Here is a 26,523-nt window from a genome sequence, read left to right on the forward strand (position 1 = left end):
GCGATGCTCAACCGCTTCACCGCCGATTATCTCGACGCGCTCGGTAATGCCGATTTCCGGCCGGTGCCTCGAGTTGCCGGCCGACTTGCGTCGTACGACGGACTGCTGATGGAGGCGGTCGGGCTAACGCTTCCGGTCGGCACGGTGTGCCAGGTTGGTGAAAAAGGGGCGGGGGTTGAGGCGGAGGTGATCGGCTTCCGCAACGGTCGTACGCTGCTGATGAACCTCGGGGGGCCCGCCGCGCTGCTGCCGCAGATGCCGGTGCGCCCGACCGGTGCGCCGGGCGAGGCGGAAGTCGGCGCGGCGATGCTCGGCCGCGTCGTCGACGGCGCGGGCAAGCCAATCGATGGTAAGGGCCCGATCCGTGGCGCCGGAAGTTGGCCGCTCGCCGGCAAGCTGCAATCCCCGCTCGATCGCGGCCGCGTGCTCGAGCCGCTCGACGTCGGCGTGCGCGCGATCAACGGGCTGCTGACGATCGGCAAGGGCCAGCGCGTCGGCATCATGGCGGGCTCGGGCGTCGGCAAATCGGTGCTGCTGGGCATGATGGTGCGCGCGGCCAAGGCCGACGTCATCGTCATCGGGCTGATCGGCGAACGCAGCCGCGAAGTCGCCGACTTCCTCGAAACCAAGGTCGCCGGTGCGGCGCGTGATCGATCGGTGGTGGTGGCGGTGCCGGCCAACCATTCGCCGGTGCTGCGCATCCGTGGAGCCCTGCGCGCGACGGCGATCGCCGAGGCGTTCCGCGACGAGGGCAAGAACGTGCTGCTCATCATGGATTCGCTGACACGCGTCGCGCATGCCGGCCGTGAGATCGGACTGGCGCTGGGCGAGCCGGCGTCGGCGCGCGGCTATCCACCCTCGGCGATCGCGATGCTGCCGAACCTCATCGAGCGCGCGGGCACCGACGTGAACACCGGCGGCGCGATCACCGCGATCTATACTGTGCTGGCGGACGGCGACGACGGCAACGACCCCGTCGTCGATTCGGCGCGCTCGATCCTCGACGGCCATATCGTGCTGAGCCGCGCGCTCGCCGAGCACGCCGTCTATCCCGCGATCGACGTCTCCAAATCGGTCAGCCGTGTGATGACTGACATCGCCGATCGTGCGCACGTCCAAGCCGCGCGCGTGCTGCGGCGCCACCTCGCGACGTACGAGGAGAACCGCGATCTGGTGCTGATGGGGGCATATCGCGCCGGCGCCGATCCCGCGATCGACGCCGCCATCGCCTATCACCCGGCGGTGATGGAATATATTCGCCAGGACGCCGATGGCAGCGTGATGCTCGACGATGCGGTCGCCGAGCTGACCGGTGTGTTCGGCGATGGATAGCAAGAAGCTCGCGCGGCTCCACCGCGTGCGCACGCTACAGCTGGGCATGGCACAGGCGGCGGAAACGCAGGCGCGTGACCGTCTGGCGAGCGAGACGCAGCTGTCGCACCGGATCGCGCAGCTCGCCGCGGCGGTATCGCCCGGCGCCGGCGACGGCGCGGCGCTGTCATTCGCTGCGATGGCGCACTACCGCGACAAGCTGCACCGCACCGCCGAGGCGGCCGACAATCGCGTGCGCGCGGCCGAGGCCGATGCGGCACGTGCGCGCGAGTCGCGGCAGTCGGCGAAGCGTGATCAGACCGCTGTCGAGAAGCTGATCGCACGCGGCGAGAAGGAAGCCGCGCTGCGCGCGATCCGTGCGCTGCAGGAAGCGCCGCCGTCGAGGAAGATCCGGCACGATCCTTGCTGATCACCTCGCGGGTTCCATTCCGACGAGGCAGTGCGCCGCTTCATGACGCCGATAGTGTTTCCTTCAAGCTTCAAGACGGGCGGCGCGCCGCCGCCCGGCGCGGGCACGCCTGCGCTGCCGGGCAGCTCGCCGCAGGGGCCAGCGGCAACGGGCTTCGCCGGCCTGTTCCCCGCGATCGTCACCCCCGTTATGCCGCGGCAGCACGATGCCGATCCCGGCAAGGACTTGCCGGCAACGGGCAGCGACGACGCGGCGGCAAGGCCTTGGGCCGCGCCGCCCGAGTGGCCCACGATCTTCCCACCCCAAAAACCGACCGCAGCCGGTGCGGCCAAGGGCGTTGCGCCGCAGCTCGTCGATCCGTCGGCTGACCGTGCCGCGATCGAGGATGATGCGTCGATCGGCGTGACTGCAAAGGACAGCGCCGCCACCAAAGCATCTACCGCCGATGCGGAAAGTGCGCCTGCCGAAACGCCGCTGGACGGAGCGATCGGCGGCAACACTGCAGTGGTCACCCTTGTCCCGATCGCCCCAAGTGTGTGTCCTTCCCCGCCGACCTCGCATATCGAACCGGTCGAACCAGTCTTCGACAAGCCGGCCATGGGCGCCATCGCGCCGAGCGTCTGTCCGCCCGCACCCGAGTGGCACGTCGAGGCCGGCGAGCCGACGGGCGTGCCGTTCGTCGGTACTACGCCGGTCATGCCGATCGCCCCTGCCGCGATCGGCGGCGGGTCCGCCGATGCGCATGGGCACGTGGTGCCGCGTGCGCGCAGCGACGCGCGCGTCGCTACTTCGCCGCTCGCCGCCATCCCCGCTTCGCCCTCGCTAATCGCGTCGGGTATCACCGCAAATGCAGCGACGGTAGCAACCATGTCGGCGTCTGCCGCGAACGCCGTTGCCTCGGGATTGCCTCTCCAGAATACGCGTCCCACGCCGAGGGCGCAGCCAGTACCGATCGCTTCGCCGTCGCCCGCAGTAGCGCAGACGGTTAACGGCACGGTAGGAGTGCCGCCGACAGCGATCGCGCTCAGTGACGCGGCGGTCGTCAGCGAGCCAGCGATCGCCGCCGAGAGAACGTCGATCCCGGCCAAGGACGGGCAAACGGCCTCTACACGCCCCGTCGCTGCGACCGTTGCGCTGCCGTCAGCCGATCAGCTCCCCACGCCGTCACGCGTCGCGCCGGCCGCGCAGATGTTCGCTGCCGCGATACAGCGCGCGGTCCGGGCCGACCGCCGCCCCGCAGAGCCCGCACTCGCGGCCCCGCTGCTAGGCGACGCCGCGCCGCTCGCGCTGCCGGCGGTCGCTGCCGCCGAGACCAGCCGCCACGCGGCACTCGACATGGCACGCGCAAACTGGCCGGGCGCGATGATCGAGCGGATCGAACGGCTGCGCGATGCGGCCGATGCCGCCGACACCAGCATCCGGCTGGTTCCCGACCGGCTCGGCGCGATCGACGTCTCGCTGCGCCGTGACGGCGATACGGTGGCGGTGCAGTTCACCGCACAAGCGGCCGAGACGCGCCAGCTGCTCGCCGATGCGCAGCCGCGGCTGAGCGAGATGGCCGAGGCGAAGGGGCTGCGCCTGTCGCTGCACGCGGGCGACGGCGGGAGTGCAGCCGGCCAGTCGCAATCGCAGGCCCAATCGCAGCCGCAGCAGCAGCAGCGTGCCGCTGCGCCATCCATCAACCGCGCGCGGGTACCGTCGCCCGACGCCGCCGCCGCGGCGGCGGACCGCGTCGCGTGATCAACAGCTTTCGGGGGAATTGAACCATGAGTGAGAAGGAAGCGGCCGACGCGCCGCCCAAGAAGAAGGGCAAGATCGGCAAGATCCTGGTCATCGCGGTCGGCACGCTGGTGCTGGTCGGCGGCGGCGTCGGCGCGGGGCTCTATGCCGCCGGCTCGGGGCTCGTCGGCGGCGGCGGGCATGCCGCGGAGGATCCGAACACGCCCAAGCTCGTCCCCAAAAGCGAGCAGAAGCGCGCCGGCGAGGGCGGTGAAGGCGGCGGCGAGGGCGGCGGCGAAGGCGGCGGCGCATCCGAGGGCGAGGCCGAAGGAGGCGGCGACCACGAGGGCCTGCCGACACCGGAAGGTGCAGGCGGCGAGCGCTACGCCTCCAACTATTTCGCGCTGGAGAAGGAGTTCACCGCGAATCTCCAAGATTCGGTGCACTTCATCCAGGTCGGCATCGCGGTGTCGACGCCGTACGACGACAAGGTCATCCAGAACATCAAGACCAACGACATCGCGATTCGCTCGGCGATCCTGATGGCGCTCGGCGACACGACCGAGGATCAGGTGTTCACCTCGCAGGGCAAGGCGCTGCTGGCCAAGCGGCTGGTGACCGCAATCAACACGACTTTGAAGCAGAAAGAGGGATTTGGCGGCGTTGGTAACGTCTACTTTACCAATTTCGTTGTTCAGTGAACGGGCATGGTTAACAGCCCGTCCACCCCCACGCCCGAGCGTCGCGAGCGCGCCCGGCCGCAGACCGTCCAGCCGGGCGGCCTGGGCCAGGCAAAGCTCAACCCGTTCGGCGACCTGCACACGCTGCAGCACCTCTCCGCGCGTCTCGCACGGGGGCTGCGCGGCGTGTTCGAGCCGCTGCTGCGTGAGGAAGTGCGGACGTGGGCCGAGCCGCTCGCGGTGCAGCGCTTCGCTGATTATCGCGCGGAGCGCCCCGACCGGCTGACCGCGTGGCTGCCGGTCGGCATGGACGATCGCACCGCGCTCCTGGTGTTCGACGGGCGCTTCGTGCTCGAACTGCTCGACCTGTTCTTCGGCGGCACCGGCGCTGCCCCGGCGGAGATGCCGGCCGAATTCTCGCCCGCGGCCGAAACGATGGTCGCGCGGCTGGGTCAGATGATTGCCGCGCCGCTGACCACCGCGTGGGAGCCGCTCGCGCGCGTCACCTTCACCGTCGGTCGGTGCGAGGCGAACGCCGCGATGCTCGCCGATTTCGACGGCGACGACGCGACGATCATCACGCGCTTCGGCATCGCGCCGGGCGCTGCCAAGCCGTCGTTCGTCGATATCGTCTACCCCGTTGCCGCGCTGAAGCCGCACGGCACCGCGCTGACGGGCAAGGTCGTCGCCAAGGCGGCGGCAGAGGATGCCGAGTGGCAGACCGCGCTGACCCGCGCGGCGATGAACATCCGCTTCCCCGTTCGCTCGGTGCTCGCCGAGCCAACGATCCGCTTGTCGAAACTGATGACGCTCCAGCCGGGCGACGTGATCCCGCTGAGCTTCGGCACCGAAGTGCCGGTGATGGTGGGCGGCGATCGGCTCGGCACCGGCACCGTCGGCACGTCGAACGGCCACGCCGCGATCCGGCTCACCTCGCTCGCCTCTCTCGAAGGACTGACCCAATGAACGACATGAGCGGCGGCTTCCCGCCGCAGAACCTGGGCGACGGCGCGGTCGCGGCCAATTTCCGGCTGCTGCAGGACGTCGACGTCAAGCTGACGGTCGAGATCGGATCGACCAGCCTGACGCTGCGCGAACTGCTCGCGCTGGGCGAATCGAGCGTCATCGAGCTCGACCGGCAGGCGAACGAGCTGCTCGACGTCTTCGTCAACGGCACGCTGATCGGCCGCGGCGAGGTGGTGACGGTGGGCGAGCGCTTCGGCGTACGGATGACCGAGCTCGTCAATCCCGACAAGAAGAACTGAGCCACGCCGATGCTGTGGTCCTACATCCTGAAGCTCGTCATCCTGCTGCCGCTCGTCTGCGGGCTGATGATCGGTTGCCTTTACCTGTGGCGGCGGCTCGAGAGCCGCATGCCCGGCCGCCCCGACACGCGGATGATCGCGGTCAAGGAAACGATGATGATCTCGCCGGGGCTGCGGCTCGCCGTGATCGATTTCGAGGGCAAGCGGTTGCTCGTCTCGGTCGGGCGCGGCGGGGTGAACCTCGTCGATCGCGCCGACGCGCCGAGGACGCTGTCGTGAGCGTCACGCGCATCGGCAACGGCCCGGCGCTGTTCCGCGACCGCGCGGCGGCACCGCTGACCGGCTTCTCGTGGACCAAGGCGCTGCTCGTCGGCTTCGCGCTCGTCGTCGCGCTGCTCGTCGCAATGCCGGCCTTCGCCCAGACCGCTGCGCCCGCCGCGCCGATCGCCCCCGCTGCGCCGGCGGCACCGGGCGCGGGCGATGCGGTCGATCGCGCGCTGGGGCAGCTCGGCGGCGGGCAGAACGGATCGGGCTCGCTGTCGCTGTCGCTGCAGGTGCTCATCATCATGGGCCTGCTCAGCATTCTGCCGGGCATTCTGCTGATGATGACGAGCTTCACGCGGATCATCATCGTGCTGTCGGTGCTGCGCCAAGCGCTCGGCCTGCAGCAGACGCCGCCCAACCAGGTGCTCGTTGGCCTCAGCCTCTTCCTGTCGTTCTTCATCATGGCGCCCGTCATCAGCCAGATCAACACGACCGCGGTACAGCCCTATGCCGCCGGTCAGATCGGCGGCACTGACCTCATCAAGACCGCGGGCGCGCCGCTCCACGCCTTCATGGCGAAGCAGACGCGGGTGAAGGACGTCACGATGTTCGCCGAGATGGCGAAGTCCGGCCCCTATGCCAGCCCCAACGACATCCCTTTCTCGGTGCTGCTCCCCGCCTTCGTTACCAGCGAGCTGAAGACCGCGTTCCAGATCGGCTTCCTCGTCTTCCTGCCCTTCCTCGTCATCGATCTCGTCGTCGCGACGGTGCTGATGAGCCTCGGCATGGCGATGCTCAGCCCGACGATCATCTCGCTGCCGTTCAAGCTTCTGCTGTTCGTCCTAGTCGACGGATGGGCGCTGACGATGGGCAGCCTCGCCAACAGCTTCGCGACCTGACCGGACACGTATCATGGTAGATTCGGATTACTTCCTCACCGTCGCGAACCAGACGCTGTGGGTGCTCGCACTCGCCGCCGCGCCGATTCTCATCCCCGCGCTCGTCTCGGGGCTGATCCTGGGCATGGTGCAGGCCGCGACCTCGATCCAGGAACAGACGCTGAGCTTCGTGCCCAAGCTGATCGTCGTCGGCATCTCGCTTGTCGTCTTCGGCGCGATGATCCTCGGGCTGCTGAGCGACTTCACGCTGTCGATCTTCGATCGCATCCCGGAGCTCGTCCGCTAGGCGATGCTTGGCCTCGGCCTCTCGATCGAACCGCAAATCTGGGCGCTCGTCTTCGTGATGGTGCGCGTGGGCGCGACGTTCGTGGCGGCGCCGATGTTCGGCAACGTCTCCGTGCCGCTGCCGGCGCGGATCGCGCTGGCGGGCGCGATCGGCGTGCTGGTGCTCGGTACGCAGACGATCACGCCGCCCGCGCAGGTATTCGGCCTCGCCACTTTCCTTGCGGTGGGGGCGGAGGCGCTGGTCGGTCTCGCGCTCGGATTCATCCTGCAAATCGCCTTTGCCGCACCGCTGATCGCGGGCGAGCTGATCGGCGGATCGATGGGGCTGGGCTTTGCCAACATGATCGATCCGAATTCGGGCCGCTCGTCGCCGGCGATCGGCCAGTTCCTGTCTATCCTGCTGACGCTGCTGTTCCTGTCGATCGACGGGCACCTCGTGCTCGTCGATACGGTGGCGAAAAGCTACGTCGCGCTGCCGCCGGGTGCCGCCTGGCTCGCGCCCGCGCAGATGCGCGACATCGCGCTGTTCGGCGGTTACGCGTTTCTCTCCGGCCTGCTGCTCGCGCTCCCGGTCGGGTTCCTGCTGCTGTGCCTCAACCTCGTCGTCGGCATGATCTCGCGCTCGGCGCCCGCGCTCAACCTGTTTTCGATCGGCCTGCCCGCGAGCCTCGCGGTCGGCGTGGTCGCGATGGCCGCCGCCTTCCCGGCGATGGGTGATTACATGCTCGTCGTCGTGCGCGAAGGGCTCGACGCGACAGCTAGCCTGGTGATCGGCTGATGGCGGACGAATTCGGCGAAAAGACAGAAGCCCCGACACCCAAGCGTCTCAAGGACGCGGTCGAGAAGGGCGACATCCTCAAATCGCGCGAGTTCGCGACCGCGCTGGTGGTGCTCGCCGGCGTCGCCTGGATCGTCTTCTTCGGCCCCGCGCTGGTCGCCGCGTGCAAGGGCGTGATGGCGGAAAGCTTCCGCTTCGGGCGCGGCGACGTCGAGGATTTCCAGCCGTTCCGCCCGCTGGCGGCGGCGGGGTGGAAGCTCCTGCCCGCGCTCGGCGCGCTGTTCGCGATCACCGTGGTCGCCGGCATTCTCAGCCAGGCAGGGCTTGGCTCGCTCGGCTTCAACGGCAGCCTGCTCGCGCCCAAGGGCAGTCGCATCAACCCCGCGTCGGGGCTGAAGCGCATCTTCGGCATGAACGGCTGGACCGAGCTCGGCAAATCCTTGCTCAAGGTCGCCCTGCTCGGCACGATCGGCGGCTGGCTGCTGATGCAGTCGGCGCGCGTCACGCTCGGGCTCGCGCGTTCCAATCTGGGCGCGGCGGTCGACGCGCTGGGCGGCACGCTGACGCACCTTCTCATCATCATGGCGATGGGGCTTGCCGCGATCGCGATGCTCGATGTGCCGCTGCAGATGTTCCAGCGGTTGAAGAAGCTGCGTATGACCAAGCAGGAGCAGAAGGACGAGCACAAGGAGAGCGACGGCAATCCCGAGGTGAAGGGGCAGATCCGCGCCAAGCAGCGCGCGATCCTGTCGCGCTCGACGCGCAAGTCGGTCGCCGAGGCGCACGTCGTGCTCACCAACCCGACGCACTTCGCGATCGCGCTGCGCTACGATCGCGGGCACGACCAGGTGCCCGTGGTCGTCGCGAAGGGACGCGGCGCGATGGCCTTGGCAATCCGCGAGGCAGCGGGCGAGATGGCGGTACCGATCCTCGAATACCCGATGCTTGCCCGTGCGATCTACTACACCAGCCGCGAAGGGCAGGAGGTGCGCGACGACCTCTACCTCGCGATCGCGACGGTGCTGGCGTTCGTCTTCGGCCTCAACGAGCGGATGGGCGGCACCGCGCCGCTGCCCGCGGTCGACGTGCCGGTCGGCGCGCGGTTCGACGAGAATGGCGCGGCGCTGTCGTGACCGACGGCGGCAGTGCGCAATTCGTTAAAGGTTGCGCGGGCGCGGCCGTTTAGGATGGTGTCATGACCACGACCAGCAGCAGCACCGCGTCGCCGACCCCGACACCGTCGACGACGACGATCGCCAAATCGGCGGCCAGCGCGCTGCTGACGTCGCTCAACACCGGATCGGGCGTCGATACCGACAGCCTCGTCACCGGGCTGGTCGAGGCGCAGTTCGCCGCCAAGACCGCTGCGCTCACCGCCCGGTCTGATCGGCTGACGGCGCAGCTGTCGGGTGTCGCGACGCTGAAGAGCGCGATTACCGATTTCGCCAGCGCGCTCGAGGCGCTGGTCAAGGGCGGGTCGCTCCAGTCGCAGCCGGCAAGTTCCGACAGTCGCGTGCTGACGGCGACTGCGATCTCGGGCGCCAAACTGACGGGGCTGACGGGCAGTATCCAGGTCGATCGCCTTGCCACCGCGCAGGCCGCGGTCAGCCGCACGGCCGTTGCGACCAAGGACACGCCGATCGCTACGGGCACCTTCACGCTCAAGATCGGCACCGCCAGCTACGAAAATGGCGCGATGACCGGCATCACCGCGCCCGATGCGAACAAGGACGGCGTCGAGGACACGCTGACGATCAACGTCACCAATGGATCGCTCACCGGCATCGCCGCCGCGATCAACGCCGCAAAATCGGGCGTCACCGCTTCCGTCGTTACCAACGCCAATGGCGAAGCGTATCTGTCGCTCAAGGGCGAGACGGGGACGGCCAAGGCCTTCTCGCTCACCGCCAACGATCCCAATAGCGCCCTCGCGCAGTTCAACGTCGGTCCGGACGCGACCGATATGAAGGAAATGAGCACCGCCGGGAATGCGGCGCTGACGGTCGACGGCATTCCGGTGGAGCGCGGCAGCAACAGCATCAGCGATCTCGTCACCGGCGTGAAGCTCGATCTGGTCGGCACGTCGACCACGCCGGTTACATTGTCGTCGACGACGCCTACCGCAGCGCTGACCAACGCGGTCGAGGACGTCGTCTTCACCTACAATTCGCTGATGGCGGAGCTGAAGAAGCAGACCGATCCGATCACCGGCGAGCTGCGCGCCGATCCCGGCGCGCAAACCATGTTGCGCAGCCTGAAGGCACTAAACACGCGCAACCTGCTTCCCGGTAGTGCCGCCGGCACGCCGCGCACGCTGTCCGATCTCGGCGTCGCCACCAACCGCGACGGCACGCTGTCGGTCAGCAGCGACAAGCTCGCCAAGGCCGTGGCGGGCAATCCCGGCGCGATCGAGGCGATCTTCTCCAATTCGTCCGACGGATCGGGGCTGCTCGCGGCGATGAACTCGGTCAAGCTCGCCGCCACCAGCACGCTCTACGGGCTTGGCGCGTCGACCACGCGCTACAATGCCGCCAAGAGCGACCTCGCCGATCAACAGGACAAGGTTGCCGACCAGCGCGAACGGCTGACGACGCGGATGACGCAGCAGTTCGCCTCGATGAACGCGCGTGTCGCAGCGTACAAGTCGACGCAGACGTTCATGGAAAACCAGATCAAGCAATGGACCAACGGTAACAACTGATGGCCTATGCATCCGTCCTGCTGCGCGATCCGGCGCAGACCTATCGCCAGATCGATCTGGCCGGCCGCACCGCGAATGCGGACGGCCCGGCGCTCGTGCAGCTATTGTACGAGGAGCTCGTCCAGGCGCTGCGCGTCGCGGCGTGGGCGGCGGAGCGCAAGAAGTTCGCGGTGAAGAGCGAGCGTGTGACGCGCGCCACCGCGATCCTTTTCGCGCTCGAGGCGGGGCTAGATTTCGACAAGGGCGGCGATGTCTCGCGCACGCTCGCCAAGGTCTATGCCGGCGCGCGCAAGCAGGTGATCGAGGCGAGCCTGGGGCACGACGGCGCGCCGTTCCGCGATGCGGCGACGACGTTCGAGGAGATCGGCGCGGCGTGGCGCACCGCGCGCGCCGCCTGATCGTGAAACCCTAGCGGAACCAGTGCCGCGCGACGAACCAGCCCGTCACCCCGATCGCGATCGCGGCGCATAGCGCGACGATCGCATCGAACGCCCAGGGTTCCTTGGCAAACCACAGCCCCTCGACATTCATCCCGTAGAGGCCGGTGACAAAGGTGAGCGGCAGGAACACCATCGCCGCGATCGAGATGACGAGTCCGCGCTGGTCGAGCTGCTCGGCGCGCAGATCGGTCAGCGCCTCGTGCATCAGGCTCGATCGCTCGCGGATCGCCTCCAGCTCCTCCGCCATGCGTGCCGCGCGATCGGCCGCGGCCGCGATATGCGCGCGGTCGTCCGGCCCCAGCCATTCGCCCGGCAGCGTCGCCAGCTTCTCCAGCGCGGCGCGCTGCGGGTTGAGGAAACGGCGGTAGTTGATCGCCTCAACGCGCACGCGCGTCACGTTGCGGCGAAGCGCGAACACCTGCGAGGCGTCGAGCTGCTGCTCGCAATCGTCGAGATCGTCGCCGAGGTCCGCCACGACGGGGTCGAGATCGGCGGTGATCGCGGTCGCGAATGCGGTGATAAGGTCGCCCGGATCGCTGACGCAACCGCGCTCCACCTCCGCCGCGACGCTGTCGGTGGCGACGAGGTGCTTGCGCGTCACCGAAATGGTCCGCCCACGCTCCGCCCAGATGCGTACGGAGGCGAGCATGTCCGACGGATCGAGCTGCTCCTCGGTGCGGCCGCGCAGATTGAGGAAAGCGCCGTCGTCGAACGCGTCGCAGCGCGGCCGTGTCTCGTTCGCGGTCAGCGCCTCGACGACATATTCGGACAGCTTCGCCTCGTCGCGCAGCCACGCCTGCGCGTGCTCGGCATTGGTCGACAGATGCACCCACACCATCGCGTCGGCGCACTCTAGCGCGTCCTTGACCGCGACCTTCTCGTGCTTGCCGCCCGCGATGCGATAGGCGAATCCGCTCATGCCATCCTCACGTCGACCGTCAGCCCTTCGGCGCTGGTGGGGGGCGCGTCGCACAGCAGGCGATCGGCATCGGCACGGGCGCGGTCGAGGATCGCGCGCGGCACGTCCGCGGCGTGGCAGACGCGATCGGCGTTGGCGAGCAGTCGCGCCTGGCGCAGCGTCAGATCGTCGGGATCGGCCGAGGTGAGGCGCATGCGGACGATCGTCGCCGTCTCGTCATCTGCCGCCGGGGGAAGTCCGCTCGCGTCGCCCACATCCGGCTGCAAAGGATCGTATGCGCCGCCCGGCGCGAAGGACGCGGCGATCGCACGGCGACGGGCACTCGCGTCGGGATAGCGCGCACGCCACGCCGATCGTGCGGCGAACAGCCGCTCCGCCAAGCGGCCGAGCCCGGCGGGGAGCAGCGCTTCCAGTCGCTGGCGCAGCGCCGCGGCGAGCCCTGCCGACGCGCCGCCGGTGCCGATCGCGACGAGCACCGGATCGCGATCGACGATCGCGGGAAGCGTGAAGTCGCACAGCTCGACGCGATCGACCGCGTTGACGAGGATGCCGCGCGCCTTGAGGCGGGCGACGGCAGCATCGTCGTCGACGACGATTGCCAGCCGTGCATCCTCAGCGTCCTCGCCGACGACGATCGCGCCCGCGCGGTCGAGCAGCCGCCGCTTCGCCGCCGCCGCCTCGCCGCTACCCACCAGGATCACGCTGCGGCCCTGCAACCGCACGAAGATCGGCAGGCTGTGGAAGCTCACAGCCAGTCCGGCACGCGCTCGGCGGCGAGGATCGTCTCTGCGGCGATGCGATCGGCGACGACGGCGTAGCGATCGCCGTCGACCAGCACCTCGGGCACCAGCGGGCGCGAATTGTAGGTCGATGCCATCGTTGCGCCGTACGCGCCGGCAGTACGGAAGATCGCGAGGTCGCCCGATCGCACCGCGTCGATCTCGCGGTCGCGTGCGAAGGTATCGCCCGTCTCGCACACCGGCCCGGCGATATTCGCCGTCATCCGCGCACCGTTCGGGCGCACCGCGGCGAAATCGTGCCACGCATCGTACAGCGCGGGGCGCGCAAGATCATTCATCGCCGCGTCGACGATGACGTAGGGATTGGTGACGCCGGGCTTCACCCAGATCACCTCGGTCATCAGCACGCCGGCATTGCCCGCGATGACGCGGCCCGGCTCGAACATCAGCGTGACGTCCCAGTCCTTCGTCACGCGCGCCACCATCGCGCCGAAGTCCGCGAGGTCAGGCGGCACGTCGCCCGCCTTGTAGTTGACGCCGAGCCCGCCGCCGAGATCGACGTGGGTGATGGTGTGGCCGGCGGCGCGCAGCTCTGCGACGAGTGCGCCGATCCGGGTGTAGGCGGTCTCCAACGGCGCCAGGTCGAGCAGTTGCGAGCCGATGTGGATCGCCACGCCACGCAGGTCGAGCCCGTCGAGCCCGGCGAGCCGCGCGAAGATCGCCGCCGCCTCGTCGATCGGCACGCCGAACTTGTTCTCGCGCTTACCGGTCGAGATCTTGGCGTGCGTCCCCGCGTCGACATCGGGGTTCACCCGCAGCACCGCGCGCGCCGTGCGCCCCGTCGCCGCGGCGAGCTGGGCGAGGACGACGCCTTCCTCCTCCAGCTCGATGTTGAACTGGCCGATCCCTGCCTCGAGACCCTTGGTCAGTTCCGCGCGCGTCTTGCCGACGCCCGAGAAGACGACGTCCTGCGCCGCCATCCCCGCCGCCAGCGCCCGCGCGAGCTCACCGCCCGATACGACGTCGGCGCCATAGCCCTCGCGCGCCAGCACGTTGAGCACGGCGATGTTGGGATTGGCTTTGATCGCATAGGCGACGTGGACGCGGCCGGCGGGCTTCAGCCCGTCGCGGAACGCGCGCGCGTGACGGCGCAGCGTCGCGGCGGAATAGACGTAGACGGGGGTGCCGACCTCCGCCGCGATGCGCGCCAGCGGCACCGCCTCGCAGTGAAGTTCGCCGTCGATCAGCGTGAAATGGTCCATGGATTACCTTGGCGGGAGATCGAATTCGTCGCTGCGCCGCTCCTGCGAATTGCGCAACAGCTCGTCGCTGCGGCCTGGCCGCGCCTGCGGGCCGGGTTTGAGCAGGTCGGCAGGAGCAGGCGTCGCGGTCGCGCCATAAGGGGCGGACGGCAGCTGCTCGCCCTCGACCGGCTTCAACCCGCGCGACGCGCCGCATCCGGCCAGCGCGACAGCCGCGACAAGGATCAGCGCCTTCACGACAGTGCCTCGCGCGCTTCGCGGATCGCGGCGCGCACATTGTCGGGCGCAGTGCCGCCGAAGCTCGTCCGGCTCGCGACCGATGCGTCCACCGACAGCACGTCGAACACGCGCGCGTCGATCCGCGCGTCGATCGCGGTCAGATCATAGATCGGCACCTCGTCGAGCCGGACGCCGAGCGCTTCGGCGCGCGCCACCGCACGACCGGTGATGTGGTGTGCCTCGCGGAACGGCACGCCCGCCTCGCGCACCAGCCAGTCGGCGAGATCGGTCGCGGTGGCGAAGCCGCTCTCGGCGAGGGCGCGCATCCGGTCGGTGCGGAACGTCGCGCTCTCGACCATCCCGGTCATCGCCGCGAGGCACAGGCCGAGCAGGTCGTGGCACTCGAATACAGGCGGCTTGTCGTCCTGCATGTCCTTCGAATAGGCGAGCGGCAGGCCCTTCATCGTCACCATCAGGCTGACGAGGCAGCCGGTGATCCGCCCCGCATGGCCGCGCACCAGCTCGGCGGCGTCGGGATTGCGCTTCTGCGGCATGATCGAGCTGCCGGTCGACCATTGATCGCTCAAGGAGACAAAGCCGAACGGCTGCGACGCCCACAGCACGAACTCCTCCGCCAGCCGCGACAGGTGCAGCGCGCATTGCGCCGCGCCGGTGAGATACTCGATCGCGAAGTCGCGGTCGGACACGGCGTCGAGCGAGTTGCGCGTCGGCCCGTCGAAGCCGAGCGCGGCGGCGGTGGCGTGGCGATCGACCGGGAAGCCGGTGCCCGCGAGCGCCGCCGAGCCGAGCGGCGACAGGTTCATGCGCGCGCGGGCGTCGCGGAAGCGGCCGACATCGCGCCGCGCCATTTCGACATAGGCCATCAGATGGTGGCCGAGCGTGACGGGCTGTGCCGACTGGAGGTGCGTGAAGCCGGGCATCACGCTCGCCGCATGCTCCTCCGCCCGTGCGAGCAGCGCGCGCTGGAACGCGGCGAGCGCCGCCAGTGTCTCGTCGATCGCGTCGCGCACCCACAGGCGGAAATCGGTCGCCACCTGATCGTTGCGGCTGCGTGCGGTATGCAGCCGCCCCGCGACCGGGCCGATCGCCTCGGCGAGCCGCGCCTCGGTCTGCATGTGGATGTCCTCGAGCGCGAGGTCCTCCGCCACGCCGTGCGCCTCGTACTGCGCCGCGACCGTATCGAGCCCGCGGGCGATCGCCGCCGCGTCGTCGCCCGCGACGATGCCCTGCTTCGCCAGCATCGCGACGTGTGCCTGGCTGCCGCGCACGTCCTGCCGCCACATCCGCTTGTCGAAGGGGATGGAGGCATTTATCTCGCGCATCACCGCCGCCGGCCCTTCGGCGAACCGGCCGCCCCACATCTGGTTGGAACCGCTCATGCCATCGCGCTCGGGAACCGTCTTTCTCCTCGCCGCAACGCTCGCGACCGCCGCGTGCGATAAGCAAAGCCCCGCGCCGGAGCAAGCGAACGTCGCCGCGACCGCCCCGGCGACGCCAGACGAGGTTGCGCCCGACGAGGTCGTGTCGAGCAGCAAGGCGGCGGCGCCCGCCTCGGGCGCGGTCGACCGCACGCACAAGGGGGAGGCGGCGCCGGCGCTCGCCTTTGTCGATCCCGCGGGGAAGAAGGTGACGCTGGCCGATTTCCGCGGCCGGCCGGTGCTGCTCAACCTGTGGGCGACGTGGTGCGCACCGTGCATCAAGGAGATGCCGAGCCTCGATGCCGCGGCGGCGGGCGCGGAGGATCGCGTCCGCGTCCTCGCCGTCAGCCAGGACATGCAGCGCGAGAAGGTTGCGCCCTTCTTCGCGCAGCGCAAGCTGACGCACCTCGCGCCGTACACCGACGCCGACATGGGGCTGAGCCTCCACTATCGCGTCAACCTGCCGACGACGATCATGTTCGACGCCGCCGGCCGCGAGCTGTGGCGCGTCAGCGGCGCGCTCGACTGGAACGGCGCGGCGGCCAAGGCTTTGATCGCCGAGGCGACGGCCTAAGGCAGCAGCAGCGAGGCGTCGCCGTAGGAGTAGAAGCGATACTCATGCGCGATCGCGTGCGCATAGGCCGCCTGCATCCGCTCCAGCCCCATCAGCGCCGAGACCAGCATGAACAGCGTCGAGCGCGGCAGATGGAAGTTGGTGACGAGGCCGTCGATGCCGCGGAAGCGGTAGCCCGGCGTGATGAAGATCGACGTGTCGCCCTCGAATGGGCGAACGATGCCGTCCTCCCCACTCGCGCTCTCGATCAGCCGCAGCGACGTGGTACCGACCGCGATCACGCGCCCGCCGCGCGCGCGCACGGCGTTGAGGCGATCGGCGGTGGCGGCGTCGATCCGGCCCCATTCGGCGTGCATCGCATGATCGTCGGTATCATCGGCTTTCACCGGCAGGAACGTGCCCGCGCCGACGTGCAGCGTCAGCGTCGCGTGATCGATCCCCGACGCGGCCAGCGAAGCCATCAGTTCGGGCGTGAAGTGCAGCGCCGCGGTGGGCGCGGCGACCGCGCCGGCTTCGCGCGCGAACATCGTCTGGTAATCGTCGGCGTCGCGCGCGTCGGTCGGGCGCTTGGCGGCGATATACGGCGGCAGCGGCATGCGGCCGGCGCGTTCGAGCAGCAGCTCGACCGGCTCATCGCCCACGAAATCGAGCGCGAAGCTACCGTCGGCGGCGCGATCGTTCGCGACCGCCGAGACGCCGTTACCGAAATCGATCGTGTCGCCGTCGCGCAGCCGCTTGGCGTTGCGCACGAACGCGCGCCAGCGGCGCGGCCCCTCGCGCTTATGCAGCGTTGCGCCGATCTTCGCCGCGCCGCGCGTCCCCTCAAGCTGCGCAGGGATCACGCGCGTGTCGTTGAATACCAGCAGGTCGCCCGCGCGCAGCGCCGCGGGCAGATCACCGACCGAGCGGTCGTGCAGGCCGGCGGCATCGACGACGAGCATTCGCGCCGCGTCACGTGGGCTCGCCGGACGCAGCGCGATCCGCTCGGGTGGCAGCGCGAAATCGAACAGGTCGACATTCATGCGGGTACGGTCGGCGGCGGTGCCGCTTACTTGCGCGTCGCCGGCTTCGTTCCAGGCAGCGTCACCGGCGGGCCGAGCGCGGGGGCGGGCGCCGATGGTGCGGCCTGATAGGGCGGCGGATTGTCTGCGGCGATATACGCGTGGAGAATCCGCGTCGGGTTCGTCGGCGGCTCGCCGCGCTCGATCGCATCGACATATTGCATGCCCTGCAGCACGCGGCCGAAAACGGTATACTTGTTGTCGAGGCTGAGCCGCGGCTGGAAGACGATGTAGAACTGGCTGTTTGCACTGTTCTCCGCTTCCGCCCGTGCCATCGCCACCGCGCCGCGCACGTGCGGCAGGTAATTGAACTCGGCCTTGACGTCGGGCAGCTCGGACCCGCCGCTGCCGTCGCCCTTCGGGTCGCCGCCTTGCGCCATGAAGCCATCGATCACGCGATGAAACGTCAGGCCGTCGTAGAAGTGGCGGCGCGTCAGATTCTTGATCCGCCGCACCGTATCGGGGGCGACATCGGGGCGCAGCCAGATCGACACCCGCCCGCCAGTCGAAAGATCGAGCAGCCAGGTGTTCTCGAGATCGGTCGTCGGCGGCGGGGTGTAGCGCGTCGCCGGCTTTGCCGCCGCGGCGTCCTGCGGCTTGTCTCTCGCCAGCGCCGGCGCGGCGAGCAGCGCGCCGAGCATCGCGATCATTCCCAGAAAACGCATCGTCATCCCAACCAGATCATCGTCGGGCGCCCGTAGACCAGAACGCAGCTTGCGCCAATCTGAACTGCGGCGTGGCGACTGCAGCGTCGAGGTCAGCCCCCGCGACGGCCGGTCAGCGCGACGCGCGCGACCACTTCGTCGCGCACCGCCGGCGTCACGAACTTGCCGATCTCGCCGCCGAACACCGCGATCTCCTTCACCAGCCGGCTGGCGATCGGCTGCAGCGCGACGTCGGCCATCAGGAAGACCGTCTCGATGCGGCTGTTGAGCTGCTGGTTCATGCCCGCCATCTGATATTCGTACTCGAAATCGGCGACGGCGCGCAGCCCGCGGACGATTACGCTTGCACCCTCGCGCTCGGCGAAATCCATCAGCAGCAGGTCGAAGCTGACGACGCGGATATCGGCGTCAAGCGAGGCGCATTCGCGCTCCACCATCGCCATCCGCTCGTCGAGGTTGAACATCGGGCTCTTCGACGGATTGGTGGTGACGCCGATCACCAGCCGGTCAACGAGCTTCGCGCCGCGCCGGATGATGTCCATGTGGCCGAGCGTGATTGGATCGAAGGTACCGGGGTAGACGCCGATGCGCGTGGTCATGCTCAATGATCCCTTGCGAGTACGAAACGCGCGATGTCGCGCAGCAGATCGGCTTCGGGGCCGTAGGACCGCAGATGCTCAATCGCCTGGTCGACGAGCATGCGGCAGCGCGTGCGTGCCGGCTCGACGCCCAGCAGCGAGACGAACGTCTCCTTGCCGGCGCCCGCATCCTTGCGCAGCTTCTTGCCCGCCAGCGCCTCGTCGCCCTCGACGTCGAGCAAATCGTCGACGATCTGGAAGGCGAGCCCGATGTCGCGGGCATAGCCGCGCAGGTGCGTGCGCCCCTCCGGCGGCACACGGCCGAGGATCGCGCCCGCCTCCACCGCGGCGGCGATCAGCGCGCCGGTCTTCATCGCCTGCAGCCGCGTGACGGTGGCGAGGTCGAACGTGGTGCGTTCCGCCTCCAGGTCCATCATCTGCCCGCCCGCCATGCCCGACGGGCCGGCGGCGCGCGCGAGATCGAGCAGCAGCTCGCTGCGCACGAACGGATCGGGATGCGTCGCCGGGTCGGCGAGCACCTCGAACGCCAGCGCGTGGAGGCAATCGCCGGCGAGGATCGCGGTCGCCTCATCGAACGCCTTATGCACCGTCGGGCGCCCGCGCCGCACGTCGTCGTCGTCCATCGCGGGCAGATCGTCGTGGATCAGCGAGTAGACGTGGATCGCCTCTAGCGCGACCGCGACACGGCCGGCGCAATCCCGGTCGCAGCCGAACAGCTGCGCGGTCGCGAACACCAGCAGCGGGCGCAGCCGCTTGCCGCCGTCGATCGCGGCGTGTCGCATCGCGCGGTAGAGGTTGGCGCGCGCGTCGTCGGGGACCGCGAGCAGCACGTCGAACCGCGCGTCGATCTCGCGCGCGGTGTCCGCGAGGGCCGCGGCAAGCGCTGGCGAAGGGCTCATCCCGCAGCGAAGGGGGTGGTGGTAGCGCGGCCCTGCGCGTCGAGCCGGATCGCCTCGATCCGCGCCTGCGCAGCGTCGAGCCGCTCGGCACAGCGCGCGCGTAGGGCGTTGCCGCGCTCGTACAGCGCGATCGCGTCCTGTAGCGGCGTATCGCCCGATTCCAGCCGCGCGACGATGCCTTCCAGCTCCTTCAGCGCCGCCTCGAACGTCAGACTCTCGACGTCGGTATCCATCGCGGTATCCATGGCCCGCGCTATGCGGCACAGCGGGCGAGGGGGTCAAGGATACGCGCCGCGCGGCGTTCGTTAGGGCAGCCATGTTCCAAAGCATCGACCCCGCGACCGGCATGCCCGGCGCCACCTTCGCCGAATTGACCGACGCCGAGATCGAGGTGCGCGTCGCGCGCGCGCAACAGACCTTCGTCGAGTGGCGGCTGACCGATCTTGCGACGCGCAGCGCGCTGCTCGAGAAGATCGCCGAGGCGTTCGAGGCGGACAAGCGCCGGCTTGCCGAGATCGCGACACGCGAGATGGGCAAGACGCTCAAATCGTCGCTGGCGGAGGTCGAGAAATGCGCCGCGGGCTTCCGCTACTACGCGCAGAACGGGCCGGCGATGCTCGAGCCGCGCCGTGTCGCGGTGCCGGGCGGTACGGCGACGACGCACTATCTGCCGATTGGCGCGGTGCTGGCCGTCATGCCGTGGAACTTCCCCTATTGGCAGGTCGTGCGCTTCGCCGCGCCGACGATCATGGCGGGCAACGTCGGGCTGCTGAAACATGCGTCGATCTGCCAGGGCGTGGCCGCGGCGATCGAGGAGATGATCATCGCCGCGGGTGCGCCCGCCGGCTTGTTCCAGAACCTCGCGATCAAGAGCGGCAAGGTCGCCGCGCTGATCGCCGACGAGCGCATCGCCGCGGTGACGCTGACGGGCAGCGAGGAGGCGGGATCGAAGGTCGCGGCGGCGGCAGGCGCGGCGCTCAAGAAGGTCGTGCTCGAACTCGGCGGGTCCGATCCGTTCGTCGTCATGCCGTCGGCCGATCTCGATCTCGCCGCCAAGACCGCGGTTACCGCACGGATCCAGAACACCGGCCAGTCATGCATCTGCGCCAAGCGCATGATCGTGCATGCCGACGTCTACGACGCGTTCCTGGAGCGCTTTTCCGCGGGGATGAAGGCGGTCGTCGCGGGCGATCCGATGGACGGCGCGAGCGATATGGGGCCGCTGTCGAGCGAGGAACAGCGCCAGACGGTGGTCGATCAACTCGCCCAGATCGAGGCGGCGGGCGGCCGGCTGCTGTTCGGCGGCGAGGCACTGCCGGGCAAGGGCGCCTATATGTCCGCCGGCATTCTCGTCGACGTGCCGATCGACCATCCCGCGGCGCAGGAGGAATTGTTCGGCCCGGTCGCGATGGTGTTCAAAGCTGATAGCATCGATGCCGCAATCGCGCTCGCCAACGATGTGCCGTTCGGCCTCGGCGCGTCGGTATGGACCAACGATGCGAGCGAGCGCGATCGCTTCGCGCGTGACATCGCGTCGGGCATGATGGCGGTCAACAAGATGCTCGCCTCGACGCCCGAGGCGCCGTTCGGCGGGATCAAGCGATCGGGGCACGGCCGCGAGCTCGGCAGCCACGGGCTGCACGAGTTCATGAACCTGAAGACGGTGTTCGACTGACGCGTCAGCGCGTCAGCCGGTCCGCGGTCCAGGTGACGAGGATCGACGCGCTGGCGAGCCCCAGATCGAGCGCAGCGCGAAAGCGCTCGGGCGCCACGTCGCCGGCGCGGTGCGTCAGGATCTCGATATCGGCGCGCGGCGGATTGGCGGCGGCGAGCGCGGTGAGCGACAGCACACCGGCGGCGAGAGCGATCTGGCGGCGCTTGCTCATGCCCCGTGCGTACCGCACGCGCGACATCGGCGCAATCACCCGCCGACGCGCCAACTGGCCGGCGGCGATCAGGCGGCAATCGCCACCGGCGGGGCGACGCGGGCGCGGTCGCGCCCCGCTGCCTTCGCGATGAACAGCGCCTGATCGGCGCCGCGGTACAGCCGCTTCCATTCGGCCTCATCGCGGACGCACCCTTCGCCGATGCCGAGCGAGGCGGTGACGCCGATGTCGAACGGCATGCGCTCGGCACGGATCGCGGCGAGCAGCGCGTCCGCTTCGACCGACGCGCCGGCCTGACTGAGCAGCGCGAACTCCTCGCCGCCGAGCCGCGCGACGAGTGCGCTGTGCGGTGCTGCCCGGCGCAGCACGCGCGCCATGATCCGCAGCACCTCGTCGCCGCCGTCGTGGCCGAGCGTGTCGTTGACCGTCTTGAAATGATCGATGTCGACGATGACGAGCTGCTGCTCGCCCGCGCGACCGATCGCCTCGCGCAGGAACGCGCGCCGGTTCATCAGCCCGGTCAGCGGATCGTGATCGGCGAGCGCGAGCGCGGCCACCTCGCCCTCCAGCGCCGCGTCGCGCTCGCGCGCCAGCAGCCGGGTACGATAAGCGATCGCGAGGCTCGACAGCAGCGCCTCCGCCGCCATCGCGGCGAGCGTCGAATTGTCGAGCAGGAAGCTCCACGCCAAGAGGTGGAAATTGCCCGCGACGCGCACTGCGGCGAGCAGGATCGGCAGCGCCCAGGCGTAGGCGAATAGGCGCAGGTAATCGCTCTTGCGTCGCCACGCCTGCCACAGGACAGGCACGCTCACCGCGATGACGAGGAGGAAACTGGCGGCGTATAGCCGATCGAGCAGCACGACGTTCCAGCTCGACGCAGCGACGAACAGGATCGCGCTGCCCATGATGATGGCCGACGCGCTGCTGATGAGGACGCTGAGCCAGCCGCGGAGCACGCGCTGCTCGAAGAAGGTGCGGGCAAAGGCGAGCGCAGCGGCAGCGGACGCGGCGAGCGTCAGATAGTTGAGCTCGAGCCGGATATTGTTGGCATAGCCGGGAAAGACCCAGGCGAACGCGCCCGACGACGAGAAGGCGTAGCAGCCGAGCATCGCGAGCATCGTGCAATAGGCGAGCTGGAAGCGGTGCCGCTGCGCCGCCCACAGCGCGACATTGTAGACCAGCAAGGACAGGCACAGCCCGCCGAACGCGCCGTACAGCGCAGCGAGAAGCAGGTTGGACGACTGGCTCTGCGCAGGTGTCGCAAGTCGCGCGCCGAGCACGACGCCGCGCAGGTTCGCGGCATCTTCCACCCGCCACAGCAGCCGGACTAGCGGCGCCCCGCGCGTCTCTAGCGGCAGTTCGGCAATCGCGCCGAGCTGGATCGTGCCCGCCAGCGCGCGACCATCAAGTCGGCTCACCGCGACGTGCCCGTCGCCGTAGACCGCCCAGATCGTGACCGCGCGTTGCCACAGGCTCGCCATCCGCAAGCGTCTATCGCCGCTGATCGAAAGCGCGGCGGAGCGTACCCAATAGTCGCCGGGCCCGAACGTGGTCTGCGCGCTCGTGCAATCGTAACGCCCGGCGGCACGCAGCATCGCGCGCGGCGTATCGCCGGGCTGGACACGCGCGACGCATGTGGCGACTGGCTCGCCGACGAGGCCGGTCTGCGCCGATGCCGGCGCCGCCAGTATCAACATGCCTAAAACGATCGCTACCAGCGACCAGAACCAACCTCGATCATGCCCCCGCATGGCAATCGTCTAGGATTGCCGATACGAAGATTGCGTAAACGCCCTGCCGACGCCGCGGAAGCACGCGTCGGCAGCCGTGAACGCTACTCCTGTGTCGCCCCCTGCGCCGCCGCGGTTGCCGCCGCTCCACGATAGCGATCGAACCAGGCGAGGATCGCGCTCGCCTTTGCCGCCGATTGCGAGGGGCGGCTGGTGAAGCCGCCGTGGCTCGCGCCCGGCACCTTGACGAGTGCGGTGGGAACGCCCGCGATCTGCAGCGCGGCGTAATACTGCTCGCTCTCCGACACCGGGGTGCGATAATCCTCGCTGCCGACGACGACGAGCGTCGGCGTCTTCACGTTGCCGACGAGGCTCAGCGGCGAGCGGTTCCAGTAGCCCATCGGATCCTCCCACGGCAGCTTCGAGAACCAATAGCGCGACGTGAACAGCGTATTGTCCATCGTCAGCGCCTCGCTGATCCAGTTGATCACCGGCTTCTGCGTCGCCGCCGCCTTGAAGCGATTGGTCTTGCCGACGATCCACGCGGTCAGCACGCCGCCGCCCGATCCGCCGGTGACGAACAGGTTGTTCGGATCGGCGACGCCTTCCGCGATCGTCGCGTCGACCGCCGCCATCAGGTCGTCATAGTCGGCGCTGGGATAGTTCTTGTCGATCAGGTTGGCGAATTCGGCGCCGTAGGAGGTGGAGCCGCGCGGGTTGGTCCACAGCACGGCGTAGCCTCCTGCGGCGTAGAGCTGCACGTCGGTCGCGAAGCTCGGGCCGTAGGCGGAGTGTGGGCCGCCGTGGATCTCGAGGATCAGCGGCACGCGCGTCCCCGGCTGCCATCCCGGCGGGGTCGCGAGCCAGGCGTCGATCGGCCGCCCATCGGGCGCGGTCACCGCCACCTTGCGGACCGGCGCCATCGCCTTCGACGCGGCCATCACCGCGTTGAGCTGCGTCAGCCGGCGCGCCTTGCCGCCGCTCCATACCCACACGTCGGCCGGCACCGACGCGTCGCCGCCGGTGTATGCGACCGTGCCACCGCGCGAGACGGAGAAGTCGCCGCCGGTATACGGCCGGTCGAGCCCACCGCCGGCGAGGTTGTCGGCCAGCACGTTGACGCGCCCGTCGGTGCCGATCCGCGCGAGCTTGCGCTGTCCCTTGTCATCGTAGGCGGCGTACAACGATCGCCCGTCCGCCGCCCAATGCGCGTCCTCGATTGATCGGTCGAGCGCGGCAGTCAGCGATCGCGGCGCGTTCGCCTCGGCATCGCCGACGTAGAGTTCGGCGTTGGTATAGGCGCGTCGCTTGTCGTCGAAGCCGATCCACGCGATGCGGCTGCCATCGTCGGAGAAACGGGCGTTGCCGTCAGGCCCATCGCGGCGCGTCAGCGTGCGCATCGCGCCGCTGTCGGCGTCGACCGCGATCACCTCCGAATTCAACACCTGCCGCTCGGCATCCTCGCCGCGGATCGCCGAGAACAGGATCGTCCGGCCGTCGCGGCTCCACGACAAGGGGCCGCCGTCGTCGAACTTGCCGAACGTCAGCTGCCGCGCCGCGCCGCCGTCCGCGGCGACGACGAACAGATGGTCGTAGCCGGGCTTGCGATAGCCGGGCCCGTCGTTGCGATAGGTGACGCGGTCGATCACCTCGAGCGGTTCGGCCCATTTCGCGCCCTCGGGCTTCGCCGGCGCCTTGCCAAGTGTCGTCGCCTGCCCGGACACCGTCGCGACATAGGCGAGGCGGCGTCCGTCGGGTGACCACGCCAGGCTGTTGGGATCGCTCGGCAGCCCCGTCACGCGCGCGCTCGCGCCGCTCGCGATCCAGCGGACGAACAGTTGCGATCGCTCGCCGTCGGACGCGACATAGGCGATACGCGTGCCGTCGGGCGACCAGCGCGGGCTCGATCCGTTGGTCGAGAACGGCGTCTGCCGGCCGCTCGCGACGTCGATCAGCCACAGCGAGGACTGCATCCGATCGGTCATCACGTCGCCCGATCGACGGACGTAGACGATCGTGCGCCCGTCAGGGCTGATCTGCGGATCGGCGGCGATCGCCAGGCCGAACAGGTCGTTGCCGGTGAAGCCGCGCACGGGGCCGTCGACCGGCGCGGCGTTGGGCTGCTGTTGCGCCAGCGCTGGCGTGGCGACGGCGGTACAGGCGAGAAGCAGGGCAAGACGACGCATCGACATGTCTCCGGGAAGGATGCGCGCGACTGAAGCCGCATTGCCGCGCTCGCGCAAGCACCACCAGCTTGCGCCATCGCAAGCGCTCGCTTGCGGCGCGTTGGCGGTACGGCTAGAGATTTGCGAATGCTTTGCAACAGCAGCGTCCGATGAGCAGAGGCGCGATCCGCGGCTGGTTCCTGGTGCACAAATGGTCGAGCCTCGTGTCGACCGTGTTCCTGCTGATGCTTTGCGTGACCGGCCTCCCGCTGATCTTCCACGACGAGATCGATGCGCAGGCGACGCGCGGTGGTCGCACCGTTTCCGCCACGCCGTCGTCGGGTGTCAGTCCTGCGCTCCAGCCGCTCGACGCGATCCTTGCCCACGCGCTCGCCGCGCGGCCAGGCGAGGTGCCGCTGTTCATGGCCTTCTCGAACGACGATGCCACCACGACGGTCACCACCGGCGCGCGCCCCGACGTGCCGGCGGAGGCGATGACGCTGCACCTGTTCGACCGCGTCACCGGGCAGCCGATCGGTGCCACGCCGGCGGAGGGCGAGGGCGTCATGGCGTTCCTGCTGCGGCTGCATACCGACATGCTGATCGGGCTGCCGGGCATGTTCTTCCTCGGCGCAATGGGCGGGCTGTTCGTCGTCGCGCTCGTCTCGGGCACGGTCCTGTACGCGCCGTTCATGCGCAAGCTCGATTTCGGCACGCTGCGCACGCAGCGCAGCCGCCGCGTGAAGTGGCTCGATCATCACAACCTGCTCGGCATCGTCGCGCTGGCATGGATGGCGGTGGTCGGGCTCACCGGGATCGTCAACGCGTTCGTCACGCCGATCACCAAGACGTGGCAGGCGGGCGAGCTTGCCGAGATGACGCGCGCCTATGCCGGCCGTCCGCCACTGCCGCCGGCGCGCTACGGCTCGCTTGACCGCGCGATGGCGGCGGCACGCCGCGCGGTCCCCGGCATGAACCCGCAGTTCATCGCCTTTCCCGGCGGCGCGTTCAGCAGCCGGCATCATTATGCGATCTTCTTCCAGGGCGCGACGCCGCTCACCGAGCGGCTACTTACCACCGCGCTGGTCGATGCAGAGACGGGCCGACTGACCGATCAGCGGCCGATGCCGTGGTATTTCAAGGCGCTCATGCTCTCACGCCCGCTGCACTTCGGCGACTATGGCGGGCTGCCGATGAAGCTGCTGTGGGCGGTGCTCGACGTGTTCACGATCGTCGTGTTGGGTTCGGGCGTCTACCTCTGGCTCGGCCGCCGCCGCGCGCCGACCGATGTGCTCGTGCGCGAGATCTCGCGTGGCGCGCGCCCGTTCGCGGGCGTAGAGGCGGTGCCCGCCGAATGATGCACCGCGATCGTTCGCGGACGCTGATCCGCGCCACCTGGCCGATCCCGCTGCTGATCGCGCTTGCCACAGTCGCGGGACTGGTCGCGGCGCTGACGGGCGATGGATGGCATGACGTGCCCGCCTGGCTCGCGCTCGCCGCGCCGCTCATCGCGCTCGCCTGGGCGCGCCGCGCGCGACGCTGATAGGAAAAAGGGCGCCGGTCCTGCGACCGACGCCCCTCTCATGACGAGAA

General features: G+C 69.3%; 30 protein-coding genes. 17 read left to right on the forward strand and 13 right to left on the reverse strand.

Translation table 11 applies throughout. The annotated features are described in order from the left end of the window. Window positions 1-3: 3 nt before the first annotated feature. From B7L05_RS00720 to B7L05_RS00780, 13 genes are all read left to right on the forward strand, one after another. Window positions 4-1,332 carry a FliI/YscN family ATPase gene (locus B7L05_RS00720; RefSeq protein ID WP_085808295.1) on the forward strand — a complete coding sequence of 443 codons (1,329 nt, stop codon included), beginning with the start codon at window positions 4-6 and terminating at the stop codon, window positions 1,330-1,332. After that, a complete protein-coding gene (locus B7L05_RS00725) occupies window positions 1,325-1,741 on the forward strand; it encodes a hypothetical protein (RefSeq protein WP_085808296.1) in 417 nt (138 codons plus the stop codon). The genes B7L05_RS00720 and B7L05_RS00725 overlap by 8 nt, the downstream gene beginning before the upstream one ends. 42 nt (window positions 1,742-1,783) lie before the next feature. After that, entirely contained in the window at window positions 1,784-3,481 is a 1,698-nt protein-coding gene (locus B7L05_RS00730) for a flagellar hook-length control protein FliK (RefSeq protein WP_144037059.1), read from the forward strand. Between the two features lie 26 nt (window positions 3,482-3,507). After that, window positions 3,508-4,161, forward strand: a complete 654-nt coding sequence (fliL, locus tag B7L05_RS00735) for a flagellar basal body-associated protein FliL (protein WP_085808298.1) — start codon at window positions 3,508-3,510, stop codon at window positions 4,159-4,161. A 6-nt stretch (window positions 4,162-4,167) separates the two neighbouring features. Beyond that, window positions 4,168-5,106 (forward strand): flagellar motor switch protein FliM, encoded by a 939-nt coding sequence (locus tag B7L05_RS00740; protein WP_085808299.1) that lies wholly within the window; start codon window positions 4,168-4,170, stop codon window positions 5,104-5,106. After that, a complete protein-coding gene (gene fliN / locus B7L05_RS00745) occupies window positions 5,103-5,405 on the forward strand; it encodes a flagellar motor switch protein FliN (RefSeq protein ID WP_085808300.1) in 303 nt (100 codons plus the stop codon). Before B7L05_RS00740 ends, fliN begins: the two co-directional genes overlap by 4 nt. Window positions 5,406-5,414: 9 nt before the next feature. Beyond that, window positions 5,415-5,684, forward strand: a complete 270-nt coding sequence (locus tag B7L05_RS00750; RefSeq protein WP_085808301.1) for a flagellar biosynthetic protein FliO — start codon at window positions 5,415-5,417, stop codon at window positions 5,682-5,684. Continuing rightward, window positions 5,681-6,568, forward strand: coding sequence for a flagellar type III secretion system pore protein FliP (gene fliP, locus B7L05_RS00755; RefSeq protein ID WP_085808302.1), 888 nt, complete (start codon window positions 5,681-5,683; stop codon window positions 6,566-6,568). Before B7L05_RS00750 ends, fliP begins: the two co-directional genes overlap by 4 nt. Before the next feature lie 13 nt (window positions 6,569-6,581). After that, window positions 6,582-6,854 carry a flagellar biosynthetic protein FliQ gene (locus B7L05_RS00760; protein ID WP_085808303.1) on the forward strand — a complete coding sequence of 91 codons (273 nt, stop codon included), beginning with the start codon at window positions 6,582-6,584 and terminating at the stop codon, window positions 6,852-6,854. A 3-nt stretch (window positions 6,855-6,857) separates the two neighbouring features. Continuing rightward, complete coding sequence (gene fliR / locus B7L05_RS00765; RefSeq protein ID WP_085808304.1) at window positions 6,858-7,631, forward strand: flagellar biosynthetic protein FliR; 774 nt, start codon at window positions 6,858-6,860, stop codon at window positions 7,629-7,631. After that, window positions 7,631-8,764, forward strand: coding sequence for a flagellar biosynthesis protein FlhB (locus B7L05_RS00770; RefSeq protein ID WP_085808305.1), 1,134 nt, complete (start codon window positions 7,631-7,633; stop codon window positions 8,762-8,764). Before fliR ends, B7L05_RS00770 begins: the two co-directional genes overlap by 1 nt. A 62-nt stretch (window positions 8,765-8,826) precedes the next feature. After that, a complete protein-coding gene (gene fliD, locus B7L05_RS00775) occupies window positions 8,827-10,332 on the forward strand; it encodes a flagellar filament capping protein FliD (RefSeq protein WP_085808306.1) in 1,506 nt (501 codons plus the stop codon). After that, window positions 10,332-10,730: a flagellar protein FliS gene (locus tag B7L05_RS00780; RefSeq protein WP_085808307.1), complete on the forward strand. Its 399-nt coding sequence runs from the start codon at window positions 10,332-10,334 to the stop codon at window positions 10,728-10,730. The genes fliD and B7L05_RS00780 overlap by 1 nt, the downstream gene beginning before the upstream one ends. A 10-nt stretch (window positions 10,731-10,740) precedes the next feature. On the opposite strand, the gene B7L05_RS00785 is transcribed toward B7L05_RS00780, so the two are convergent. From B7L05_RS00785 to argH, 5 genes are read right to left on the reverse strand one after another with little or no spacing between them, the layout of a single operon-like run. Further along, window positions 10,741-11,691 carry a CorA family divalent cation transporter gene (locus B7L05_RS00785; RefSeq protein ID WP_085808308.1) on the reverse strand — a complete coding sequence of 317 codons (951 nt, stop codon included), beginning with the start codon at window positions 11,689-11,691 and terminating at the stop codon, window positions 10,741-10,743. After that, window positions 11,688-12,440 (reverse strand): bifunctional precorrin-2 dehydrogenase/sirohydrochlorin ferrochelatase, encoded by a 753-nt coding sequence (locus B7L05_RS00790; RefSeq protein ID WP_085808309.1) that lies wholly within the window; start codon window positions 12,438-12,440, stop codon window positions 11,688-11,690. Before B7L05_RS00790 ends, B7L05_RS00785 begins: the two co-directional genes overlap by 4 nt. Next, the gene (gene lysA / locus B7L05_RS00795) at window positions 12,437-13,693 is read right to left on the reverse strand and encodes a diaminopimelate decarboxylase (RefSeq protein WP_085808310.1); all 1,257 of its coding nucleotides are present in this window, start codon (window positions 13,691-13,693) and stop codon (window positions 12,437-12,439) included. The genes B7L05_RS00790 and lysA overlap by 4 nt, the downstream gene beginning before the upstream one ends. A gap of 3 nt (window positions 13,694-13,696) precedes the next feature. Continuing rightward, a complete protein-coding gene (locus B7L05_RS00800; protein WP_085808311.1) occupies window positions 13,697-13,930 on the reverse strand; it encodes a hypothetical protein in 234 nt (77 codons plus the stop codon). Continuing rightward, window positions 13,927-15,294 (reverse strand): argininosuccinate lyase, encoded by a 1,368-nt coding sequence (gene argH / locus B7L05_RS00805; protein WP_085808418.1) that lies wholly within the window; start codon window positions 15,292-15,294, stop codon window positions 13,927-13,929. Before argH ends, B7L05_RS00800 begins: the two co-directional genes overlap by 4 nt. A gap of 16 nt (window positions 15,295-15,310) precedes the next feature. On the opposite strand from argH, the gene B7L05_RS00810 reads away from it, so the two are divergent. Further along, window positions 15,311-15,925, forward strand: coding sequence for a TlpA disulfide reductase family protein (locus B7L05_RS00810; protein WP_085808312.1), 615 nt, complete (start codon window positions 15,311-15,313; stop codon window positions 15,923-15,925). Here B7L05_RS00810 and queA read toward each other — a convergent pair. The 5 genes from queA to B7L05_RS00835 all read right to left on the reverse strand — a co-directional run bounded on the left by queA (window position 15,922) and on the right by B7L05_RS00835 (window position 19,382). Further along, window positions 15,922-16,947, reverse strand: coding sequence for a tRNA preQ1(34) S-adenosylmethionine ribosyltransferase-isomerase QueA (gene queA, locus B7L05_RS00815; protein WP_085808313.1), 1,026 nt, complete (start codon window positions 16,945-16,947; stop codon window positions 15,922-15,924). The two genes, B7L05_RS00810 and queA, sit on opposite strands and share 4 nt — an antisense overlap. Before the next feature lie 26 nt (window positions 16,948-16,973). Further along, on the reverse strand, window positions 16,974-17,651 hold the full coding sequence (locus tag B7L05_RS00820) for a peptidylprolyl isomerase (RefSeq protein WP_085808419.1): 678 nt from the start codon (window positions 17,649-17,651) through the stop codon (window positions 16,974-16,976). A 92-nt stretch (window positions 17,652-17,743) separates the two neighbouring features. Continuing rightward, entirely contained in the window at window positions 17,744-18,250 is a 507-nt protein-coding gene (gene coaD / locus B7L05_RS00825; protein ID WP_085808314.1) for a pantetheine-phosphate adenylyltransferase, read from the reverse strand. Window positions 18,251-18,252: 2 nt separating this feature from the next. After that, on the reverse strand, window positions 18,253-19,149 hold the full coding sequence (locus B7L05_RS00830) for a polyprenyl synthetase family protein (RefSeq protein ID WP_085808315.1): 897 nt from the start codon (window positions 19,147-19,149) through the stop codon (window positions 18,253-18,255). Next, a complete protein-coding gene (locus tag B7L05_RS00835) occupies window positions 19,146-19,382 on the reverse strand; it encodes an exodeoxyribonuclease VII small subunit (protein WP_085808420.1) in 237 nt (78 codons plus the stop codon). Before B7L05_RS00835 ends, B7L05_RS00830 begins: the two co-directional genes overlap by 4 nt. Window positions 19,383-19,465: 83 nt before the next feature. Between B7L05_RS00835 and B7L05_RS00840 the strand changes: the two genes are divergently transcribed. Then, window positions 19,466-20,824 carry an NAD-dependent succinate-semialdehyde dehydrogenase gene (locus B7L05_RS00840; protein WP_085808316.1) on the forward strand — a complete coding sequence of 453 codons (1,359 nt, stop codon included), beginning with the start codon at window positions 19,466-19,468 and terminating at the stop codon, window positions 20,822-20,824. Window positions 20,825-20,828: 4 nt separating this feature from the next. Here the strand turns inward: B7L05_RS00840 and B7L05_RS00845 are convergent, their stop codons facing one another. From B7L05_RS00845 to B7L05_RS00855, 3 genes are all read right to left on the reverse strand, one after another. Next, a complete protein-coding gene (locus tag B7L05_RS00845; protein ID WP_085808421.1) occupies window positions 20,829-21,035 on the reverse strand; it encodes a hypothetical protein in 207 nt (68 codons plus the stop codon). Between the two features lie 68 nt (window positions 21,036-21,103). Next, a complete protein-coding gene (locus B7L05_RS00850) occupies window positions 21,104-22,732 on the reverse strand; it encodes a diguanylate cyclase (protein ID WP_256926547.1) in 1,629 nt (542 codons plus the stop codon). Between the two features lie 137 nt (window positions 22,733-22,869). After that, entirely contained in the window at window positions 22,870-24,951 is a 2,082-nt protein-coding gene (locus B7L05_RS00855) for a S9 family peptidase (RefSeq protein WP_144037060.1), read from the reverse strand. 149 nt (window positions 24,952-25,100) lie between these two features. Here B7L05_RS00855 and B7L05_RS00860 point away from each other — a divergent pair, with 149 nt between their 5' ends. Beyond that, the gene (locus tag B7L05_RS00860; RefSeq protein ID WP_085808318.1) at window positions 25,101-26,288 is read left to right on the forward strand and encodes a PepSY domain-containing protein; all 1,188 of its coding nucleotides are present in this window, start codon (window positions 25,101-25,103) and stop codon (window positions 26,286-26,288) included. Next, window positions 26,285-26,473 (forward strand): hypothetical protein, encoded by a 189-nt coding sequence (locus B7L05_RS00865; RefSeq protein WP_085808319.1) that lies wholly within the window; start codon window positions 26,285-26,287, stop codon window positions 26,471-26,473. The genes B7L05_RS00860 and B7L05_RS00865 overlap by 4 nt, the downstream gene beginning before the upstream one ends. Window positions 26,474-26,523: the final 50 nt, after the last annotated feature.

Source organism: Sphingomonas sp. TZW2008 (genome assembly GCF_002117915.1).
Lineage (GTDB): Bacteria > Pseudomonadota > Alphaproteobacteria > Sphingomonadales > Sphingomonadaceae > Sphingomonas.

What these genes read in the sequence shown, in the direction of transcription:
- B7L05_RS00720 (WP_085808295.1), top strand. Translation starts at nt 4, where the DNA reads ATGCTCAACCGCTTCACCGCCGATTATCTCGACGCGCTCGGTAATGCC.
- B7L05_RS00725 (WP_085808296.1), top strand. Translation starts at nt 1,325, where the DNA reads ATGGATAGCAAGAAGCTCGCGCGGCTCCACCGCGTGCGCACGCTACAG.
- B7L05_RS00730 (WP_144037059.1), top strand. Translation starts at nt 1,784, where the DNA reads ATGACGCCGATAGTGTTTCCTTCAAGCTTCAAGACGGGCGGCGCGCCG.
- fliL (WP_085808298.1), top strand. Translation starts at nt 3,508, where the DNA reads ATGAGTGAGAAGGAAGCGGCCGACGCGCCGCCCAAGAAGAAGGGCAAG.
- B7L05_RS00740 (WP_085808299.1), top strand. Translation starts at nt 4,168, where the DNA reads ATGGTTAACAGCCCGTCCACCCCCACGCCCGAGCGTCGCGAGCGCGCC.
- fliN (WP_085808300.1), top strand. Translation starts at nt 5,103, where the DNA reads ATGAACGACATGAGCGGCGGCTTCCCGCCGCAGAACCTGGGCGACGGC.
- B7L05_RS00750 (WP_085808301.1), top strand. Translation starts at nt 5,415, where the DNA reads ATGCTGTGGTCCTACATCCTGAAGCTCGTCATCCTGCTGCCGCTCGTC.
- B7L05_RS00760 (WP_085808303.1), top strand. Translation starts at nt 6,582, where the DNA reads ATGGTAGATTCGGATTACTTCCTCACCGTCGCGAACCAGACGCTGTGG.
- fliR (WP_085808304.1), top strand. Translation starts at nt 6,858, where the DNA reads ATGCTTGGCCTCGGCCTCTCGATCGAACCGCAAATCTGGGCGCTCGTC.
- B7L05_RS00770 (WP_085808305.1), top strand. Translation starts at nt 7,631, where the DNA reads ATGGCGGACGAATTCGGCGAAAAGACAGAAGCCCCGACACCCAAGCGT.
- fliD (WP_085808306.1), top strand. Translation starts at nt 8,827, where the DNA reads ATGACCACGACCAGCAGCAGCACCGCGTCGCCGACCCCGACACCGTCG.
- B7L05_RS00780 (WP_085808307.1), top strand. Translation starts at nt 10,332, where the DNA reads ATGGCCTATGCATCCGTCCTGCTGCGCGATCCGGCGCAGACCTATCGC.
- B7L05_RS00785 (WP_085808308.1), bottom strand. Translation starts at nt 11,691, where the DNA reads ATGAGCGGATTCGCCTATCGCATCGCGGGCGGCAAGCACGAGAAGGTC.
- lysA (WP_085808310.1), bottom strand. Translation starts at nt 13,693, where the DNA reads ATGGACCATTTCACGCTGATCGACGGCGAACTTCACTGCGAGGCGGTG.
- argH (WP_085808418.1), bottom strand. Translation starts at nt 15,294, where the DNA reads ATGTGGGGCGGCCGGTTCGCCGAAGGGCCGGCGGCGGTGATGCGCGAG.
- B7L05_RS00810 (WP_085808312.1), top strand. Translation starts at nt 15,311, where the DNA reads ATGCCATCGCGCTCGGGAACCGTCTTTCTCCTCGCCGCAACGCTCGCG.
- queA (WP_085808313.1), bottom strand. Translation starts at nt 16,947, where the DNA reads ATGAATGTCGACCTGTTCGATTTCGCGCTGCCACCCGAGCGGATCGCG.
- B7L05_RS00820 (WP_085808419.1), bottom strand. Translation starts at nt 17,651, where the DNA reads ATGCGTTTTCTGGGAATGATCGCGATGCTCGGCGCGCTGCTCGCCGCG.
- coaD (WP_085808314.1), bottom strand. Translation starts at nt 18,250, where the DNA reads ATGACCACGCGCATCGGCGTCTACCCCGGTACCTTCGATCCAATCACG.
- B7L05_RS00830 (WP_085808315.1), bottom strand. Translation starts at nt 19,149, where the DNA reads ATGAGCCCTTCGCCAGCGCTTGCCGCGGCCCTCGCGGACACCGCGCGC.
- B7L05_RS00835 (WP_085808420.1), bottom strand. Translation starts at nt 19,382, where the DNA reads ATGGATACCGACGTCGAGAGTCTGACGTTCGAGGCGGCGCTGAAGGAG.
- B7L05_RS00840 (WP_085808316.1), top strand. Translation starts at nt 19,466, where the DNA reads ATGTTCCAAAGCATCGACCCCGCGACCGGCATGCCCGGCGCCACCTTC.
- B7L05_RS00845 (WP_085808421.1), bottom strand. Translation starts at nt 21,035, where the DNA reads ATGAGCAAGCGCCGCCAGATCGCTCTCGCCGCCGGTGTGCTGTCGCTC.
- B7L05_RS00850 (WP_256926547.1), bottom strand. Translation starts at nt 22,732, where the DNA reads ATGTTGATACTGGCGGCGCCGGCATCGGCGCAGACCGGCCTCGTCGGC.
- B7L05_RS00855 (WP_144037060.1), bottom strand. Translation starts at nt 24,951, where the DNA reads ATGCGTCGTCTTGCCCTGCTTCTCGCCTGTACCGCCGTCGCCACGCCA.
- B7L05_RS00860 (WP_085808318.1), top strand. Translation starts at nt 25,101, where the DNA reads ATGAGCAGAGGCGCGATCCGCGGCTGGTTCCTGGTGCACAAATGGTCG.
- B7L05_RS00865 (WP_085808319.1), top strand. Translation starts at nt 26,285, where the DNA reads ATGATGCACCGCGATCGTTCGCGGACGCTGATCCGCGCCACCTGGCCG.